Annotated in this window: 14 protein-coding genes and 2 tRNA genes; 9 read left to right on the top strand and 7 right to left on the bottom strand. The window is 36.4% G+C overall.

What is annotated here, in order from left to right:
• The first annotated feature begins 11 nt into the window (after positions 1-11).
• Entirely contained in the window at positions 12-2228 is a 2217-nt protein-coding gene (locus tag L6471_RS07375) for a hypothetical protein (protein WP_006282944.1), read from the top strand.
• Between the two features lie 683 nt (positions 2229-2911).
• On the opposite strand, the gene L6471_RS07370 is transcribed toward L6471_RS07375, so the two are convergent.
• Both L6471_RS07370 and spt read right to left on the bottom strand, forming a co-directional pair.
• Positions 2912-3049: a hypothetical protein gene (locus L6471_RS07370; RefSeq protein ID WP_155815432.1), complete on the bottom strand. Its 138-nt coding sequence runs from the start codon at positions 3047-3049 to the stop codon at positions 2912-2914.
• Between the two features lie 351 nt (positions 3050-3400).
• Complete coding sequence (gene spt / locus L6471_RS07365) at positions 3401-4588, bottom strand: serine palmitoyltransferase (RefSeq protein ID WP_006282945.1); 1188 nt, start codon at positions 4586-4588, stop codon at positions 3401-3403.
• Between the two features lie 182 nt (positions 4589-4770).
• Here spt and L6471_RS07360 point away from each other — a divergent pair, with 182 nt between their 5' ends.
• Positions 4771-5802, top strand: a complete 1032-nt coding sequence (locus L6471_RS07360; RefSeq protein ID WP_036858086.1) for a diacylglycerol/lipid kinase family protein — start codon at positions 4771-4773, stop codon at positions 5800-5802.
• Here L6471_RS07360 and L6471_RS07355 read toward each other — a convergent pair.
• Entirely contained in the window at positions 5799-6524 is a 726-nt protein-coding gene (locus tag L6471_RS07355) for a tRNA1(Val) (adenine(37)-N6)-methyltransferase (RefSeq protein WP_237797636.1), read from the bottom strand. The genes L6471_RS07360 and L6471_RS07355 overlap by 4 nt on opposite strands.
• A 137-nt stretch (positions 6525-6661) precedes the next feature.
• Between L6471_RS07355 and lon the strand changes: the two genes are divergently transcribed.
• The 7 genes from lon (at position 6662) to L6471_RS07320 (ending at position 15140) form a co-directional block, all read left to right on the top strand.
• The gene (gene lon, locus L6471_RS07350; RefSeq protein WP_027453416.1) at positions 6662-9133 is read left to right on the top strand and encodes an endopeptidase La; all 2472 of its coding nucleotides are present in this window, start codon (positions 6662-6664) and stop codon (positions 9131-9133) included.
• Positions 9130-10257: a tRNA guanosine(34) transglycosylase Tgt gene (gene tgt / locus L6471_RS07345; RefSeq protein WP_074548371.1), complete on the top strand. Its 1128-nt coding sequence runs from the start codon at positions 9130-9132 to the stop codon at positions 10255-10257. The genes lon and tgt overlap by 4 nt, the downstream gene beginning before the upstream one ends.
• A 62-nt stretch (positions 10258-10319) precedes the next feature.
• Positions 10320-11495, top strand: coding sequence for an LptF/LptG family permease (locus L6471_RS07340; protein ID WP_404830164.1), 1176 nt, complete (start codon positions 10320-10322; stop codon positions 11493-11495).
• A gap of 52 nt (positions 11496-11547) precedes the next feature.
• The gene (locus tag L6471_RS07335) at positions 11548-13215 is read left to right on the top strand and encodes a DEAD/DEAH box helicase (protein ID WP_237797634.1); all 1668 of its coding nucleotides are present in this window, start codon (positions 11548-11550) and stop codon (positions 13213-13215) included.
• A gap of 249 nt (positions 13216-13464) precedes the next feature.
• On the top strand, positions 13465-14799 hold the full coding sequence (locus L6471_RS07330; protein ID WP_006282952.1) for an NADP-specific glutamate dehydrogenase: 1335 nt from the start codon (positions 13465-13467) through the stop codon (positions 14797-14799).
• A gap of 169 nt (positions 14800-14968) precedes the next feature.
• Positions 14969-15042, top strand: a tRNA-Asp gene (locus L6471_RS07325).
• A 24-nt stretch (positions 15043-15066) separates the two neighbouring features.
• Positions 15067-15140: transfer RNA gene (locus L6471_RS07320), tRNA-Asp, on the top strand.
• Positions 15141-15228: 88 nt separating this feature from the next.
• Here the strand turns inward: L6471_RS07320 and L6471_RS07315 are convergent.
• The 4 genes from L6471_RS07315 to L6471_RS07300 form a co-directional block, all read right to left on the bottom strand.
• The gene (locus L6471_RS07315) at positions 15229-16287 is read right to left on the bottom strand and encodes a glycosyltransferase family 2 protein (protein ID WP_237797633.1); all 1059 of its coding nucleotides are present in this window, start codon (positions 16285-16287) and stop codon (positions 15229-15231) included.
• Positions 16284-16709 carry a hypothetical protein gene (locus tag L6471_RS07310; protein WP_006282954.1) on the bottom strand — a complete coding sequence of 142 codons (426 nt, stop codon included), beginning with the start codon at positions 16707-16709 and terminating at the stop codon, positions 16284-16286. Before L6471_RS07310 ends, L6471_RS07315 begins: the two co-directional genes overlap by 4 nt.
• A 10-nt stretch (positions 16710-16719) precedes the next feature.
• Complete coding sequence (gene recR, locus L6471_RS07305) at positions 16720-17331, bottom strand: recombination mediator RecR (RefSeq protein WP_006282955.1); 612 nt, start codon at positions 17329-17331, stop codon at positions 16720-16722.
• Between the two features lie 113 nt (positions 17332-17444).
• Positions 17445-18962 carry a carbon starvation CstA family protein gene (locus L6471_RS07300; RefSeq protein WP_094449036.1) on the bottom strand — a complete coding sequence of 506 codons (1518 nt, stop codon included), beginning with the start codon at positions 18960-18962 and terminating at the stop codon, positions 17445-17447.
• Between the last annotated feature and the right edge of the window lie 73 nt (positions 18963-19035).

Below are 19035 nucleotides of genomic sequence, written 5' to 3'. Positions count from 1 at the left end.
ATTAAGAATCTATGAAAAAAATATTTCTATATATAACGACAGCCCTCGCAATTATATCATTTAATTCTTGCTCTGACAAGGATTCTATAACCGAAGAGGCCGATCGTGAATTCATGACCATGTTCCGCACCGATGATAATACGGGACGTGGTGATAATGACCCTTATCGCTGTCAAGTCATTACAGTCAATGGACATAATAACAGTGTACACCTTTACTGGTATGGTGTAGATGACTGTGCGGGATATGAGCTAAAATGGGCACTTCAGCCTGCAGTTTCTTCCGGTCTTGCAAGCGATTGGGAAAATCCAGATAATATTATTAAGGATACTATCGTTTCTCCAGACTGTCTAGATATGGTTATCAATAATATGGAGTATAGTACTGACTACCGCTTTGCCATTCGTACCCTTTCTAAAAAAGGTGAAGGCTACCACTCTAAGTGGTATGGATATGGTAGTGGACGTCAGTGGGCTGAATATTGCGGACTTACTACTGGTAATCGTTATCCTGTTCCTGAAATTATTACTCAGAGTGCTCCTACAAAAACGAGTGTTCGCATTTATATTAACCCTTCTTATGAAGATGCTGTAAACAACTACACGGAGTCTGTTCCTAACGAATTTGATAAAAATTTTGAAGTCAAAGATGGTAAATTCGTTATGCAAAAACTCACTGTTAAACCTTCATCGGAAAACCCAAATGCCCCTGTTCCTGATGAATTTGCTAATTACGAACTGAGTGAAGCAGACTTCGAACGAGGTTATATTGATATTGAAGGCTTACAAGAAAGTAGTGTATATATTATCAATGTAGAGAATACTAATATTCCAGTTGCCGTTGATGCTGTTTATAATACTCTTTCTGTACGCACAGATGGCGAAGTTGGAGATCCTATTCTTATCACTCATGAAGTTACACCTAATGATACTTTGAGCGATGGTACCACATTAGTAGATATTTCAAGCTATAATGCTATGAGACTTGATGAAGTCTTCACTGACTATATCCACAACAACAAATTAGCTGAGGGGACAATCTTCGAGCTCGAAGGTGGTAAAGCTTACTATTTCAAGAACAATATGAGTCTTTCAAAAGGCCTTACACTCCGCACCCGACCTGAAGACATCGCTGCAGGAAAAGGTCGAGCTAAAGTTTACTTAGGTGGTCTCTGGAAAGAAGGAACCACAGTGAAGTCTAACAACTTCATGTTTGGTCGACAGCCATTATCGGGTGAAAACTATACATTGTTCGTGAAGTCGCTCGAATTTGAAAATATTGATTTCGACTGTCCACTAGCAGAGCATTTCAATGGTACAAGCAATGGTACAGGAAATTACTTCATTAACATGTACTCTAACGGTATGGCCGTAACTTTACAGTCATTTACCATAAAAGACTGCTCTTTCCGTCGTATGATTCGTGGATTTATACGTGTTCAGGGATCGAAAGTCAAACAGTTTGAGCATGTATTGGTAGAAGGCTGTGACTTCTATGACTGTGGTTACTACGACAACAATGGTCGTGGATATGCATGGGTAGCTGGTGATGGTGCTCAACCAAAATCAAATATCTTCAAGGATATGGTTTTCAGGAATAACACTTTCTATGATAGTCCACGCACTTGCATGATTACTGATAATGGTAAGGATTTAGACTGGCCTACATCTATTACTTATAATATTACAATAGAAAATAACACATTCGTGAATTTCTCTACTTGTAGTTCGGGCCGACAAATCATTGACTTGCGCTATCTACCTGGTGGTTCTAAAATTAGTATCAAGAATAACCTTTTCATTCTGACAAAGCAATCTGACGATGATCGTTACTTGTATCAGGGTGGTGCTGACATTCGCACAATTAATGGTTCTGGTGAAGCATCTTGGGATATATCAAATAACTGGTCTACCAACACATTCTTAACTAGTGGACAGATATTCACTGGTAACGCATTCAATGCTACCAAAAATAGTTTCGGAAAGTGGGCTGAATGGAATGTAGCTGGTGCTAGTGAACTTGAAGTTCATGTAGACAATATCTCACCAGAAGACTTGATGACAAGTCCTAATCCACCTCATAAACAGAGTGGTACAACAGGTTCTATCGATACACATACTATTGACAACCTAAATGGCCTATATTTCAAAAACACTTCTACTGTGAAGAACTCAAAAATATACCAGCTAGGTATTGGAGCTTCAAAATGGAGAGAAAGTGTAAAATAGTACATACGATCAAAATATAACAAAGCCATTCAAATTGGCAGTCTATTAAAAAAGCCTCCTAATAAAAGGAGGCTTTTTTTTATATAATACCGCCAATAAAAGAGTATTCTACATTAATTATATCCTAAATTTGTCAAATAATATAGCAAAAAAACATAGCCACTAAAAATCATCATCTAGCTTAAAATATTCAACTTTTGATCAGCCTGTTTGTTCTTTTTTCTTCCCCTAGATTTTCTCTCCCGCCAAAACCACAGGTCCTAGGGGTCGAAACCTAAGACTTTGTTCGCTAAACTCTATGACCTTATCGCATCAACCCTAAGCTTTTACCCCCTAGGACCTATGGTTTTGTCGTCCATTTCTTAAACCGGCGAAGCGTTGAATGCATAACAAGTTGATATTCAAGAAGATACAAAAACGCTTCAAAATTCGCGTATTTGAGGAATACTTACGTTGCAATTCCAAATACGCAAAGCACAAGACAGTTTATGTCAAGTAAATTCAAAAAAATATTAGAACTGTGCGATAAAGTACAAATAGTATCTCATGACAGATAAACTAAAGCACATATATTATCATACATAGCATTAAATACAAAGCAAAAAGCAACTTCACCTCATGAAACTGCTTTTTGCTAATATAGTCTTAATTGATGTTTTACTACAACCTAAATACCAATATCATTAGTTAAACCAGATATCAGTTTTAAGTTCATCCCTAAATTCAATTGCTACATCTTCATCAGCTAAATCTTGGTCAATGTAGCTTTTTGCAGTAAAATCTTTATAAATTAACTGCTTTTTTAAATCTGTAACTGCCATAGTGTTGAAGTTTGAGTTGAATATATATATTTACAAAACAAAGCACAGATACATAATCTGCCTTATACGGTAACAAATATAACTTATAAATTGATATAAATCAAATAATTGGAGATTTTTCGTCTTTATTTAACTTTTATTGCACTATATATCTGTTTTATAACTAATTCAATTCAAAAAAGCAGAAAAGTATAAAATAAAAACAAGTTAAAATAGGATATAATAGGAACGACAAGAAATCAAATCGAAGAACACAAAGTTCCTGATTAAAATTACAAGTATTTCCTAAAAAGAAAAAGGATGCAAACATAAGTTAGTTGCATCCTATTTTATTTAGTTGTAAAATTAGAATTACTTTATAATTCCTAAATCTACAAATACCTTCTTCAAAATCTGTACACCACGCTCAACTTCTTCCTTAGAATGAGAAGCCATTAGCGAGAAGCGAATCAATGTATCCTGAGGTGCACAAGCTGGTGGAATAACAGGATTAATAAATACACCTGCTTCAAATGCAGCCTGAGTAACCAAGAATGTTTTGTGAATGTCACGAACATATAGAGGAATAATTGGACTTTCACTATCACCAATTTCAAAACCCTCTTCCTGGAAACGCTTCAAAGCATAATTAGTAATATCCCAAAGATGCTCTATACGTTCAGGCTCCTCCTGTATAATATGAAGAGCCTCTAATGCTGCAGCTGTAGCTGCCGGAGTATCAGAAGCACTAAAAATATATGTACGGCTAGTATGACGCAAGTAATTAATAGTTTCCTTACCAGCGGCAATAAAACCACCAATAGAAGCCAAACTCTTAGAGAATGTACCCATAATCAAATCAACCTCATCTGACAAGCCGAAATGATCACAAACACCTCTACCCTGCTTACCAAATACACCAAGACCATGAGCCTCATCTACCATGATACTGCAGTTGTACTTCTTCTTCAAAGCAACAATTTCTGGTAATTTAGCCAAATCACCTTCCATTGAGAAGACACCATCTACAATAATCAACTTAACAGCCTCATAAGGAAGAGTTTTGAGCACACGCTCCAAATCATCCATATCATTGTGCTTATAATGCAGTGTACGGGCAAAAGAAAGGCGACGACCATCAACTATAGAAGCATGATCACGATCATCACAAATAATATAATCACCTTTTCCTACTACTGTAGCAATAACACCAGAATTAACCGTAAAGCCAGTAGAGAAGCAGAGAGCTTCATCCTTATGTACAAACTCTGCTAATTCTTTCTCCAACTGAACGTGAATATCAAGAGTTCCGTTAAGGAAACGACTTCCTGCGCATCCTGAACCATATTTATCAAGTGCTTTCTTAGCAGCCTCAATAACACGTTCATCTCCAGTCAAACCAGTATAAGCATTAGAGCCAAACATCAACACTTTGTGACCAGCCATTTCTACTTCTGTAGCCTGCTTACTTGTAATCTCACGGAAATAAGGATACACACCTTGTTTCATGTACTCTTGTGGTACACGATAATTTTTGTATCTTTCTTCTAACTGTCCCATTATAATAGGTATAGTATTTTTATATTTTTCTATTTTTCAGACTGCAAAGATACAAAAAAGTACTAACATACCATCTTTTTTACTAAGAAAGTTATCTTTACTACAAATTTTATGCGATTAAAACATGTATTTAATTGGATTTTATTAACTTTGCATTGCATAAATCAGCGTTATGTTATTTTATGAAGAAAATTTTGTTTATCATGAACCCTATATCTGGTACCATTAGTAAAGCTGGTATTCCAGAAATAATAGAAAAAACTTTAGACAAAAAAAAGTTTGACTATCAAATACGCTTGACAGAATATGCAGGGCATGCTTCGGAAATAGCAATTGACGCTAAAAACAATGGCTATGACATTGTTGTTGCCATCGGAGGTGACGGTACTGTCAACGAAGTGGCTCGCGCACTAGTCCATTCTCAGACTGCTCTTGGAATTATACCATGCGGATCTGGTAACGGATTAGCAAGACACCTCATGATACCAATGAACATAAAAAAAAGTATAGAAATAATCAATAAAGCCGAAATTCATGATTTAGATTACGGTGTAATTAATGATTACGATTTTTTCTGTACTTGTGGTATGGGATTTGATGCGCTTATCAGTATGAAATTTGCAGAAAGCGGCAAACGTGGGCCTATAACCTACATGGAAAACATTTTGAGCGAATGGCTCAAATACGAACCAGAAACTTACGAAATAGAGGACGAGAGCGGAAAATATAAGTATCAGGCGTTTCTCATATCCATAGCTAACGCTTCACAATATGGTAATAATGCGTACATAGCTCCTCAGGCATCTATGTCTGACGGATTAATGGACGTCATCATTATGGAACCTTTTGACATACTTGAGGCTGGACAAATGAGTTTTGATTTATTCAACAAAACTATGGATAAAAACCCACATATCAAAACATTCAGATGCAAACAACTCCATATCCATAGAAGTCAGCCGGGCGTCATCCATTACGATGGTGATCCAGTGATGACAAATCAGGACATAGATGTAAAGATTGAGCCAAGTGGAATTAAAGTTGTTGTCAACCCAAATGCAAACAAGCGACAAAGAAGACCTAATATTTTACAAAATGCCTTTACTGACTTCTTTAACAACTTGCATTCTGTAAGAACAGACATTACCAAAACTGGGAAAAAAGTTGAAGTTATCAGTAAAGCCATCCAAAGAAAATTGAATTCTAATTTTTAATATAAATAAAAATCAGACGTCATATTAGCAAACCAATCTGTACGCTTTCCATCTGAGTTCATCAAACAAAATACTTGTTCGTCTATTGTCCCAGAAAACATTAATTTAAGCTCTAATAAATAGCGAGAAGGCTGTTTTCGAGACACCGTTTTTATCGCATGTTTCCGAGATAAATAATATCCTTTTGAACAAGCTATAGAAACAAACAAATCAACCGTTTCCGCTGGTAATATCACTGACAAAGAACCATCAACCTTTAGCAAATTCTTAGATACTTCTAACAATTCGCTATAAGGCAACGATTCCGCATGACGTGCCATCATACGTTGAGAATCTGGATTTTTTAAACTATTTACAAAATATGGAGGATTAGAAATAATACTATCATATTTTTTGACATCTCTCGAATTACCCTGCAAAAAAAGATAATATTTTTGTAAATCCATAAAATGCACACAAATTTGGTCATGAAAAATACTATTCCGAACATTCTCAACAGCCTGCCTACACGCCGCATCATCTATATCTATCGCATCAACAAATGCATTAGGATAACGTTGAGCCATCATTAGTGCCAACAATCCGGTACCTGTACCGATATCAAGAACGTGATCTCCGCCTAAAGCCCAAGCGCCAAGGAGAACCCCATCAGTACCAACTTTCATACCACAATGTTCTTGTTTAATTTCAAACTGTTGAAAAGTAAAGCTATTATTTTTCATACCACTTAAACGAATATTCTCACAGTTTATTATCTTTTCACAGGCAAATACACCTTATTTAAAGAAATTAAAAGAATAGCGCCCCCATATTCGAATTAAATTTCTTATCTTTGCACACTAAATGACAATTTAAGACAATGAAGAGAAAATCAAATACACAATTTCAGATGATTGCTGATTATGATGGGGATTTATCTGCACTTATGGGAACAATGGAGACAGGTGAATACCCTATTTTAGCAACAAGAAACCTGGTTCTCTTTCCTACAGTGATTAGTCCAATTCTTGTAGGTCGCGAAGCCAGTGTAAACTTAATAGAAAAGCTGAAAGACAAAGAAGGTACAGTCTTTGCCATTTTTTGCCAAAAAGACCAAAATGTAGACAATCCACAACAAGAGGATTTATATGAGACCGGAGTCTTTGCTAAAATTGTAAAAGTGATGGAAATGCCTGGCTCTGGTGCTAATACTACAGCTATCGTCCAGGGACTTGGACCATGTAAGCTAGTCAATCTGACTAAAACCCGTCCGTATTACAAAGGCATTGTTGAACCAATTGAAGAAGTCATTCCAAACAATGACAATAAAGAATTCAACACACTTATCGATACCCTTAAGAAAACCGCCATTCAGTATATTCGCCAGAATGACGAGATTCCTGATGAATCTGAATTTGCTTTAAAAAATATATCCAACAATGTCATGTTGGTAAATTTCATCTGCGAAAATTCTCCTTTCAGCATTCCTGACAAAATAAAAATGTTGGAACAGAAATCGTTTGTCAACAGGATCTACATGACATTAAAACTACTCAACAATGAACTCGAACTAAACGACATCAAACAACAAATTAGACGCCGTACTCATGAGGATATTGATGAGCAGCAAAGACAGTATTTCCTGCAGCAGCAAATCAAGAAAATTAAGGAAGAGCTCGGCACTGACTCTGGATCACCAGAACGTGCTGAATTAATGGAAAAGGCTAAGACCAAAAAATGGAATTCTGATATTCAGGAGGTATTCTACAAAGAAGTAGAAAAACTCGACATGCTCAATCCACAGAGCCCAGAATATTCGGTTCAATATAATTATTTGAGAACTCTGGTAAGTCTGCCTTGGAATGAATTCACAACAGACGATCTTAACTTAAACCATGCAAAACGAAAGTTGGAACATGACCACTACGGCATGGAAAAAGTTAAGGAACGTATTCTTGAATATATAGCAGTTCTAGCTCTCAAAGGTGACATGAAATCACCTATTATCTGTCTGTACGGTCCTCCAGGTGTTGGTAAAACCAGTCTTGGAAAAAGTATTGCTGCCAGCATGAAACGTAAATATGTACGCGTTTCTCTTGGTGGTGTACACGATGAGGCAGAAATCAGAGGACACAGAAGAACTTACATAGGCGCAATGCCTGGCCGAATCATCAAGAGTATCCAAAAAGCGAACTCAAGTAACCCTGTATTTATCCTTGATGAAATTGATAAAATCTCACAGAATAACATCAATGGAGATCCATATTCCGCGCTTCTTGAAGTTCTCGATCCAGAGCAAAACAAAGCTTTCCACGACAACTACATGGATGTAGATTATGACTTATCAAAAGTATTGTTTATCGCTACAGCAAACGATTTAGGTTCTATTCCTCGTCCACTACTCGACCGTATGGAAATTATCGAAGTTAGTGGCTATATCACAGAAGAAAAGATAGAAATTGCTAAACGCCACCTTGTACCAAGGGAAATGGAAAATACAGGCCTTGATCAATTAGAAGACAAACCTACATTCAGTAAAGCCGCATTAGAATATATCATCGAAAATTATACCCGAGAAAGTGGTGTACGCCAGTTGGAAAAGCAAATCAATAAAGCTCTCCGCAAGATGGTTTATACAAGAATGAGAGACGGCAAACTACCTTATACCAAAATTACACCTGCAGCAATAGAAGGTATATTAGGCAAACCTCCATATTATAGAGATATTTACCAAGGTAATGACTATGCTGGTGTTGTAACAGGATTAGCATGGACAAGTGTGGGCGGCGAAATTTTATTTATCGAGACTTCACTTAATAAGGGTAAAGGTGAGAAACTTACCATTACTGGTAACTTGGGAGATGTCATGAAAGAATCGGTAGTCATAGCAATGCAGTATGTAAAAGCTCATATTGAAAAACTTGGTATAGACTACAAGATCTTTGACTATTGGAATGTTCATGTACATGTTCCTGAAGGAGCAACACCTAAGGATGGTCCTTCTGCAGGTATCACAATAGCAACAAGTATTGCTTCAGCTATTACACAACGTAAAGTACGCAAAAATACAGCTATGACCGGTGAAATTACACTTCGCGGTAAGGTGCTCCCTGTAGGTGGTATCAAGGAAAAAATTTTAGCTGCAAAACGCGCCGGCATTACAGATATTCTCATGTGTAAAGACAACAAGAAGGACATCGATGAGATTCCTGATAAATACTTAGAAGGTGTATCTTTCCATTATGTAGAAAATGTACAAGATGTTTGGGATTTTGCTCTTACAGACGAAAAAGTAGATAACGCCATCAATTTCACCATTCCCGAAGAGAATAAAGAAGAAGAAAATAAATGAAATTCGAGTTACAACATACAGACAGCGCATCTGATGCAAGAACTGGTATCATAACAACAGACCACGGACAGATCAAGACTCCTATTTTCATGCCCGTGGGTACTGTAGGTACTGTAAAAGGTGTTCACTTTAATGAATTGAAAGAGCAGGTAAAAGCTCAGATTATATTGGGTAACACATATCATTTGTATCTCCGTCCAGGCTTGGACGTATTGAGAAAAGCTGGAGGGTTACACAAATTCAATGGTTGGGATCGTCCAATTCTTACTGACAGTGGTGGTTTCCAAGTATTTTCACTGACAGGCATTCGTAAATTGTCAGAAGAAGGTTGCGAATTCCGTTCACACATTGATGGAAGCAAGCACTTCTTCACACCAGAAAACGTAATGGACACAGAACGTATTATCGGTGCTGACATCATGATGGCATTTGATGAATGTCCTCCAGGAAAAAGTGATTACCAATATGCCAAGAAGAGTTTGCAGATGACACAAAGATGGCTCGATCGCTGTATCAAGCGCTTTAACGAAACAGAGCCTCTTTATGGATACAATCAGAGTCTCTTCCCTATTGTTCAAGGATGTACATATAAAGACCTTCGACAAGAAGCAGCCAAGTATATCGCAGACAAAGGTGCTGACGGAAATGCAATCGGCGGACTCGCTGTGGGTGAACCAACAGAAATCATGTACGAAATGATAGAGGTTGTCAATGAAATATTACCAAAAGACAAACCTCGTTACCTTATGGGAGTAGGTACACCTCAAAATCTTTTGGAAGGTATTGAGCGCGGTGTCGATATGTTCGATTGCGTAATGCCTACTCGAAATGGTAGAAATGCCATGTTGTTCACCTATAATGGAACCATGAACATGCGTAATAAGAAATGGGAAGATGATTTCAGCCCTGTAGATCCAGATGGATGCGAAATAGATCGCATTACAACAAAGGCATATCTTCATCATCTGTTTAAAGCGCAAGAGTTACTAGCTATGCAGATAGCAAGTATACACAATCTGTCTTTCTATCTAAGACTTGTAACAGATGCTCGTCATCATATAGAGCAAGGTGACTTTGTAACGTGGAAAAGATCTATTATAGATCAACTCGGTAGAAGAATTTAACAAAAGAAATGGACTACACGAAATTAAGAAAATTCCATAAACTTTTTAGACTAGGCAAAACTATGAAAGATAGGTTTGCCTGGCTTATCAAGTTTTGTAAATGGTTAGGTATAAAGCTTTCTTTTTTAGGTTTTCTAAATCTCCGTCGATACATCAAGCGTTTAGACTGGTATATCATCAAGAAATTCATCGGAACATATTTCTTTTCAATTATCTTGATTATTTCCATCTCTATCGTTGTCGATATCAATGAGAATCTGGCAAAATTTACAGAATATCACGCCCCTTTAAAGGCAATTGTTTTTGATTATTACGCCAACTTCATCCCATATTTTGCCAACCTTTTTAGCGCTTTATTTGTTTTTATCGCCGTTATTTTCTTCACTTCAAAATTAGCAGGGAATTCGGAAGTTATAGCAATTTTAGCCGCTGGAGTATCTTTCAAACGACTCATGAGGCCATATATGATTTCTTGTATCTTGATATCGATGCTCAACTATTATTTATCAGCCTATGTCATTCCCCACGGAAACGTTGTAAGACAAAATTTCGAGTCCTTATATAAAAACAAAAAGAAAATTACTTCTGCAGATAACGTAATGCTACAAATAGACAAAGGTGTCATTGTGTATATACAGCATTATGACGACAGACTAAAAAAAGGGTTTGGCTTTTCTCTAGATAAATTTGAAAATAAAAAACTTGTAGACCACATGACAGCTATGGAAATACAGTATGACACAATTTCTGATAGTAAATATCATTGGCGTATGAGCAACTGGAAAGAGAGACATTTAAGAGGATTACGAGAACATATTACAAACGGGAACCAAAAAGATACGACATTATATATGGAACCTACTGATCTCGTATATTCTAAAGGACAACAAGAAACTTTTACAAGCCCACAACTAAAAGAATATATCTCAAAACAAAAAAATAGAGGTTCTGGAAATGTAGTACAATACGAAGTAGAATATCATAAACGAATAGCCTCATCCTTTGCATCTTTCATTTTAACCATCATTGGCTTGTCTCTATCTTCACGCAAACGAAAAGGAGGAATGGGTATGTACCTAGGAGTAGGCTTGGCATTAAGTTTTGCTTATATCATGCTCCAGACCGTAAGTTCTACATTTGCTATTCAAGCTGATGCCCCACCTATGTTGGCAGCATGGATACCAAATATGATTTTCGCAATCATAGCCCTATTCTGCTATAAACGAGCACCAAGGTAAAAAGATTAAAGAGATAAATATTATAATTAGAAACAAATAAAATCAGATAATAGTGAGATTTGAAAATTTAGACTTAAATGATAATGTGCTTGATGCACTATACGATATGAGGTTTGATTCATGTACACCAATTCAGGAAAAAACCATCCCTGAAATATTAAATGGACATGATGTATTAGGTGTAGCTCAAACAGGAACAGGAAAAACTGCAGCATATTTGTTACCTGTATTAAGTAAATTAGATGATGGTGGCTATCCTGAAGGAGCAATAAACTGTGTTGTCATGAGCCCTACAAGAGAATTAGCTCAGCAGATAGACCAAGCAATGCAAGGATTTGGTTATTATCTGCAAGGCGTAAGCAGTATCGCTGTGTATGGAGGAAATGATGGCAACCGTTACGATCAAGAAGTAAAAAGTCTTAAACTCGGAGCAGATGTTGTTATAGCTACTCCAGGACGTTTGATATCACATATAAGTTTGGGAAATGTAGACTTGAGTAAAGTTAGCTTCTTTATTCTAGACGAAGCAGACCGAATGCTCGACATGGGTTTCGCAGATGATATTAAAGCTATTGCTAAAGAACTTCCTCAAACTTGCCAAACTATCATGTTCTCTGCAACTATGCCTGAAAAAATCGAAGACTTGGCAAAAACACTGCTAAAAAAACCTATTGAAATTAAATTGGCTGTAAGCAAACCAGCGGAAAAAATTAAGCAAAGCGCCTATATCTGCTACGAAACACAAAAATTAGGCATCATTAAAGATATATTCAAAGCTGGAGATCTAAAAAGAGTTATCGTTTTCTGTGGCAGTAAAACAAAAGTAAAACAAGTAAATAGTGCTTTACAACGTAAACATATTAATAGCGGAGAAATGCATTCGGACCTGACACAAGAAGAACGCAATGATATTATGTATAAATTCAAAGCAGGTCAGCTAGACGTACTTGTTGCTACAGATATTGTTTCAAGAGGTATTGATATTGATGACATAACCATGGTCATCAACTATGATGTACCACACGATACAGAAGACTATGTACACCGCATAGGTAGAACAGCACGTGCAGATAGAGACGGAGCTGCAATTACACTTGTAAGTGAAGAAGATCAATTCTATTTTCAACAAACCGAAAAATTTCTCGAAAAAGAAATCCAAAAGAATAAGTTACCAGAAAATTTAGGTGATGGACCTGAATACAGAAAACAGGGAAAACCTAATAAGAACAACAATTCTGCCAAAAACAGAAGACGCAAAGATCGAAACCAAACTTCACATAAAGATAAAAAACAGCATTGTCACCAGAAAAATAACGACATAACTGAGCGCACATCAAATCCACAAAACAAAAGGACCAACCCGATGTATCGCGACCATCAATATGAAGGAAAAAAGACAAACGAAAACAGAAGAAATAAAAAGTCATCTGAAGCTAATAAAAATAAGGTAAGAAAAGAGCAATACAATCCAAACCAAGAGAATACTCAGAATAGAAATACGAACGCCCAAAACAGAAGTAGCAATTATCCAAAGCCAAAACGAAAAGGGAACATAGAAGGCAACTTTAAAAAACGCCAAAATAGCATTAAGGATAATAAAAAGCAAAACTATAATGCAAAACAAAATAAAAAAGTAGCCCCAATACAAGAAACGACTGTTACTAAAAAAACAGAAAGAATCAAAGGTTTCATAAAGAAATTATTTGGCTTTAGAAAATAACATAATGTAAAGTTCTGGAAGTAAATGCTTTCAGAACTTTATTGTTTTTTACGTAAGAAAAAAGAATAAAATGGCTACTTTTACACCTAACAAGTTACTTTTTATAATCTTTTCTTAAAAAAAAGTGTCTTTTTTCTTGTTTTTTAAAAGAAATCCTTTAACTTTGCAACCGCAAGTCAAATATTAAGAATTACTTTCTTAAAAAGTAGCTTATTATAGAATTTATAAACCAATAAAGGATTAAGAAATATGAAAGCAACAGAAGTCATTGAAAAGCTCAAGGCTAAATTTCCAGGTCAGCCAGAATACATTCAGGCTGTAAGTCAGGTTCTTGGTACTATAGAAGAAGAGTACAATAAGCATCCTGAATTTGAAAAGGCAAACCTGATTGAACGTCTTTGCGTTCCAGATCGTATTCTTCAGTTCAGAGTTTCTTGGGTTGACGACAATGGAAATGTACAGACAAACTTGGGATATCGCGTACAGCACAATAATGCTATCGGCCCTTATAAAGGTGGTCTTCGTTTCCACAAATCTGTTAACGCTTCTATTTTGAAATTCTTGGCTTTCGAGCAGACTTTCAAAAATTCCCTCACAACTCTTCCTATGGGTGGTGCCAAAGGTGGTTCAGACTTCGATCCTCACGGAAAGAGTGATATGGAAGTTATGCGCTTTTGCCAAGCATTCATGAATGAGCTCTACCGTCTTATCGGTCCTGACGAGGATGTTCCTGCTGGTGATATCGGTGTTGGTGGTCGTGAAGTAGGCTACATGTTTGGTCAATATAAAAAGTTAACTCATCAGTTCCAGGGTATTTTAACTGGTAAAGGTCTTGAATTCGGTGGTTCTTTGATTCGTCCTGAAGCTACTGGTTATGGTAATGTTTACTTCCTTGAGGATATGTTGAAGACTCGTGGCGAAAGTCTCGAAGGTAAGACTGTTTTGGTTTCTGGTTCTGGTAACGTTGCACAGTACACCATCGAGAAACTTCTTCAGTTGGGTGCAAAACCTGTTACATGCTCAGACTCTAACGGTTATATATATGACCCTGATGGTATTGATGCAGAAAAACTTGCATTCATCATGGAATTGAAGAATGTTAAACGTGGACGTATCAAGGAATATGCTGAGAAATATGGCGTTAAATATGTAGAGAATGCAAGACCTTGGGGCGAGAAAGCCGACATTGCAACCCCTTGCGCTACTCAAGACGAAATTAACGAAGCTGAAGCTAAAACTCTTATAGCAAATGGCGTATTTGCAGTATCAGAGGGTGCTAACATGCCTACAGAACCTGCAGCTATCAAGGTATTCCAGGATGCTAAGATTCTCTACTGCCCAGGTAAGGCTTCTAATGCTGGTGGTGTTGCAACTTCTGGTCTTGAAATGTCTCAGAACTCTGAACGCTTGAGCTGGACTCGTGAAGAAGTTGATACCAAACTCCATAACATCATGGACGAAATTCACGCTAATTGTGTGAAGTATGGTACAGAACCAGATGGATATATCAACTATGTCAAGGGTGCTAACGTAGCAGGCTTCATGAAAGTTGCTAAAGCTATGATGGCTCAAGGCATTTACTAAGATTTTTTATATCTACATTAAAATACAAAGGGTTATCGTAGTTTTTACGGTAACCCTTTCTATTACCATAAAAGCCATATTTTTTACAAAGAAAAATACGAATAAAAATTTGGCAGAATCAAAATAAATTACTATCTTTGCACTCGCAATTCAGAAATGATGTACAATTGGTGCGTTAGTTCAGTTGGTTAGAATGCCTGCCTGTCACGCAGGAGGTCACGAGTTCGAGTCTCGTACGCACCGCAACTACATCAGCAAGAATTAACTGGTGCGTTAGTTCAGTTGGTTAGAATGCCTGCCTGTCACGCAGGAGGTCACGAGTTCGAGTCTCGTACGCACCGCAAAGTCTTCAGAATTATCTGAAGACTTTTTTTGTTTATCTCCTAACCCATAGATTAAGGATACCATTTTAGTGCAACCTTAATTTTATCAAAGATCATCGAAAATTACATCACTTGGTGTAATAACCATTTTTTTGTCCTTATATAAAAAAGCTATCGGACGTTTATGATCAGAGTTAGCAAGTTGCTTAAGAATCTCTCTGTATTCCATATTTTGTGTATCACACACTAGAAACTCTTCCAATGTATCAGAAGGAACCTTTTTCGAAGAAACAAAACCTAAACTTCGATTTAAATTTTGAGAAAGCATAGAGATTGTTGCCCAAAAAGCTTTCACATAAATAGCAAGCTTAATTGGAATACTAAACAACAAATTCATAGCACTAAAATGCTTTTTGAAGAAAATAAACATAGCCCCATAAAACACATGAACATAGCGGAATGAAGATTTCTCAGTACTTTCACCTTTATAATGAAGTATCTGTTCTGGGATATAATAATTATGATAACCACCCTTTAAGATTCGATAGCTCAAATCAATATCTTCACCATACATAAAAAAATCTTCATCAAGCAGTCCTACTTTATCCAAAGCTTCTTTACGCAAAAGACAAAAAGCACCACTAACAATCTCTATTTCACAGGGTTTATCCCAAGGTAAATAGCTCATATAATACTTTCCAAAACGTTTACTTCTTGGAAAACGATTACAAAGGCCAATCATCTTATAAAACGCAGTCATAGGAGAAGGGATACCTCTTCTTGACTCCATAGCTACAGTGCCATCAACATGAAGCATCCCTACTCCTACAGCACCTGCATCAGCATGTTTATCCATAAAGTCAACAGCATGAATCAGCGTATCTTCACCAACAACAGTGTCAGGATTAAGCAAAAGTACATACTTACCCTTACATTTTTTTATAGCAAGATTATTAGCACGAGCAAAACCTAAATTATGTCTACTTGCTATAAATTGTACATCACTAAACTTTTCTCTCAAGTATTCGCAACTACCATCCTTACTATGATTGTCAACAACAATTACCTCACTATCTATTGTAGATAAAGCACGTTGTAAAGAAAGCAAACACTGCTCCAAATAATATTTAACGTTATAACTAACGATAACTACCGACAATTTCATTTTTCTGAATTATTATTTATTTCAGCATTACATCTTTCTTTACTCGGATTCACAAAAAAGAGACAAAGAAATAATATGATAGCTAAATAAGCAAAAGCAGGAGAATAAGATTGATAGTAGCATACCAGATTAGCAAACATTGGAATCTGCAGAAGAGACAAGCGAACTAACCCCCACTTTAATAGAGCCTTTTCTTTACGATTTATCAGTTCTTGATGTATTCTATCAAAAGTGAATAGACGTAATGCAAGTGGAATACAAACTATTGAAAAAAGCTCCAATAATACTTGACTAATAAAGACTCCATTACTGCTCATCACAGGCAATACTATCATTTCTGTCTCAGCCAAAAGAACCAACAGACCACTTGCACCAAGAAGACCCCAAAAAAAGAATAATAATTTTTGTTGTATAGTATTCATATCAAAAATTCTACTTACCAAAAGGTGTACGATTAAGAATAGAACGGCCCAAAGTCACTTCATCAGTATACTCCAATTCATCACCTACCGAGATACCACGGGCAATAACACTCAATTTAACAGGAAAATCGGCCAATTTCCGTGATATAAAAAAATTTGTTGTATCCCCTTCCATCGTTGAGCTCAAAGCAAAAATAATTTCCTCTACATGTCCTTCAGCTACACGATTGATAAGAGAATCTATTTCAATATCAGCAGGTCCTACTCCATCCATAGGTGAAATAATACCACCCAAAACATGATATAAACCGTGATATTGCTGCGTATTTTCTATCGCCATAACATCTTGGATATTCTCTACCACACACACTGTAGAAGCATCTCGACGAGGATCAGAACAAATTGGACATACATCAGTATCGCTGATATTATGACATACCTTACAATATTTTACCTCCTTTTTCAAATGCGATATAGCAGATACAAAACCATCTACATCCTCATTTGTTTGGCGAAGCATATGCAAAACCAAACGCAAAGAAGTTTTACGTCCTATTCCCGGTAATCTTGAAAATTCAGAAACCGCCTTTTCTAAAAGGCGAGAAGGATATTGCTTTTCCATAACTGCAAAGATACAATATCTTTTGTAGAAAATTGACAATTCAACTTAAAAAGGTGAAACTTCTATTACGAAGTTTCACCTTTTCCCTTTCCTTTAAAACATTTACTAACAATTTATCTGGTTGTTACTTTGCGATACCAAGCAAAAAAGCCACTTAGAGATAATACTAAAATAACAGTAGCTATACCATATCCAATAGACGTATTAAATCCGAATGCTTGAGGGCTCATAACCAAGAACGAAGAGCATACAATCGTCATAAATAATGCTGGAATCAAAGTGATAATAAATGGCTTTTTTTTCTGCACCAAGTAGACTGTAAGCGTCCATAATGTAAACACACTCAAAGTTTGATTAGCCCATCCAAAATATTGCCAAATAACATTAAATCCATTAGGATTCTTCATTTGCCATACTAGAAGAGCTACGACTACAGCAAATAATGGTATACTAATATAAAAACGATTTTTCACGGATTGCTGATCCAATCCAACAAAATCAGCAATAATAAGTCGAGCACTTCTCAAAGCAGTATCCCCACTAGTTATAGGGGCAGCAACAACACCTAGTAGAGCTAAAATTCCTCCAAATACACCTAACCAACTTGAGCAAATCATTTTGACAACCATCGGAGCATCAAAGAATTGAACCAAGGTTTTACCTTTACCATGATCCCATTGGGCAAAGAAAGTCTGTATCTGATCTGCAGGCACAACCTCTCGCCATCCGTCATTATAAAAAAAGAAAATAGATACGGTAGCCCAAATCAAAGCCACTACACCTTCAGTAATCATTGATCCATAAAAAACAGGACGACCAAGTTTTTCACTTTCAACACACCTCGCCATTAAAGGGCTTTGAGTAGCATGAAAACCACTAATTGCACCACACGCTATTGTAATGAAGAGGCAAGGGAAAATAGGATTATTACTTGCAAACTCTTTTACGCCCAATAATTCAGATGACTCCTTGGTACCTAAGCTTGCTACATCAGACCAAAGTTCAGGAAGTGCTGGCATCTTGATGAAAAGCCCAACCATCAATGCTATTGCCATGAAGATAAGAGAGAAAGCAAATAAAGGATAAATCTTACCGATAATCTTATCTACTGGCAACATAGTTGCAACTACATAATAAACAAATATAACAACAATCCACATGATTTTTTCACCCCAAATTCCCTCTAAAATAATAGCAGGACTTAAAACAAATACAGCTCCTACCATCATTAATAGTAAAACGGAGAATATCAGCATGACCGTCTTTGTACGCTGTCCCAAATAGTTACCTACCAAATCTGGTAAATTAGCACCACCATGACGAATACTTAACATACCAGATAGATAATCATGTACAGCACCTGCAAAAATGCATCCAAACACGATCCAAAGATAAGCGACAGGACCAAACCACGCCCCCATAATAGCGCCAAAAATAGGACCTGTTCCGGCAATATTTAGGAATTGAATCATAAAAATCTTCCAACTAGGAAGAGTCATAAAATCTACACCGTCGCATTTAACGACAGCTGGAGTTGGTCGATCATCAGGGCCAAATACATGCTCTACAAAATGGCCATAAATAAAATAACCTATAATTAGAGCTAAGAGACTTAAAGTAAATGAAATCATAAAATGATTATTTATTGGTTTTATGTTTAAATTCAAATGCAAATATACAAATTTACTTTCAGAAAGAAAATAA

This window comes from Segatella bryantii (assembly GCF_022024215.1).
In the GTDB taxonomy this organism is placed as follows: domain Bacteria; phylum Bacteroidota; class Bacteroidia; order Bacteroidales; family Bacteroidaceae; genus Prevotella; species Prevotella bryantii.
The sequence above is the reverse complement of the archived record's forward strand: the minus strand, read 5'-3'. Positions and strand labels throughout refer to the sequence as shown.

Excerpts from the sequence above, each read along its gene's own strand:
- tgt (WP_074548371.1), top strand. The coding sequence starts at position 9,130 with ATGAAATTCGAGTTACAACATACAGACAGCGCATCTGATGCAAGAACT.
- L6471_RS07340 (WP_404830164.1), top strand. The coding sequence starts at position 10,320 with ATGAAAGATAGGTTTGCCTGGCTTATCAAGTTTTGTAAATGGTTAGGT.
- recR (WP_006282955.1), bottom strand. The coding sequence starts at position 17,331 with ATGGAAAAGCAATATCCTTCTCGCCTTTTAGAAAAGGCGGTTTCTGAA.
- L6471_RS07370 (WP_155815432.1), bottom strand. The coding sequence starts at position 3,049 with ATGGCAGTTACAGATTTAAAAAAGCAGTTAATTTATAAAGATTTTACT.
- L6471_RS07360 (WP_036858086.1), top strand. The coding sequence starts at position 4,771 with ATGAAGAAAATTTTGTTTATCATGAACCCTATATCTGGTACCATTAGT.
- L6471_RS07375 (WP_006282944.1), top strand. The coding sequence starts at position 12 with ATGAAAAAAATATTTCTATATATAACGACAGCCCTCGCAATTATATCA.
- L6471_RS07355 (WP_237797636.1), bottom strand. The coding sequence starts at position 6,524 with ATGAAAAATAATAGCTTTACTTTTCAACAGTTTGAAATTAAACAAGAA.
- lon (WP_027453416.1), top strand. The coding sequence starts at position 6,662 with ATGAAGAGAAAATCAAATACACAATTTCAGATGATTGCTGATTATGAT.
- L6471_RS07310 (WP_006282954.1), bottom strand. The coding sequence starts at position 16,709 with ATGAATACTATACAACAAAAATTATTATTCTTTTTTTGGGGTCTTCTT.
- spt (WP_006282945.1), bottom strand. The coding sequence starts at position 4,588 with ATGGGACAGTTAGAAGAAAGATACAAAAATTATCGTGTACCACAAGAG.
- L6471_RS07330 (WP_006282952.1), top strand. The coding sequence starts at position 13,465 with ATGAAAGCAACAGAAGTCATTGAAAAGCTCAAGGCTAAATTTCCAGGT.
- L6471_RS07300 (WP_094449036.1), bottom strand. The coding sequence starts at position 18,962 with ATGATTTCATTTACTTTAAGTCTCTTAGCTCTAATTATAGGTTATTTT.
- L6471_RS07315 (WP_237797633.1), bottom strand. The coding sequence starts at position 16,287 with ATGAAATTGTCGGTAGTTATCGTTAGTTATAACGTTAAATATTATTTG.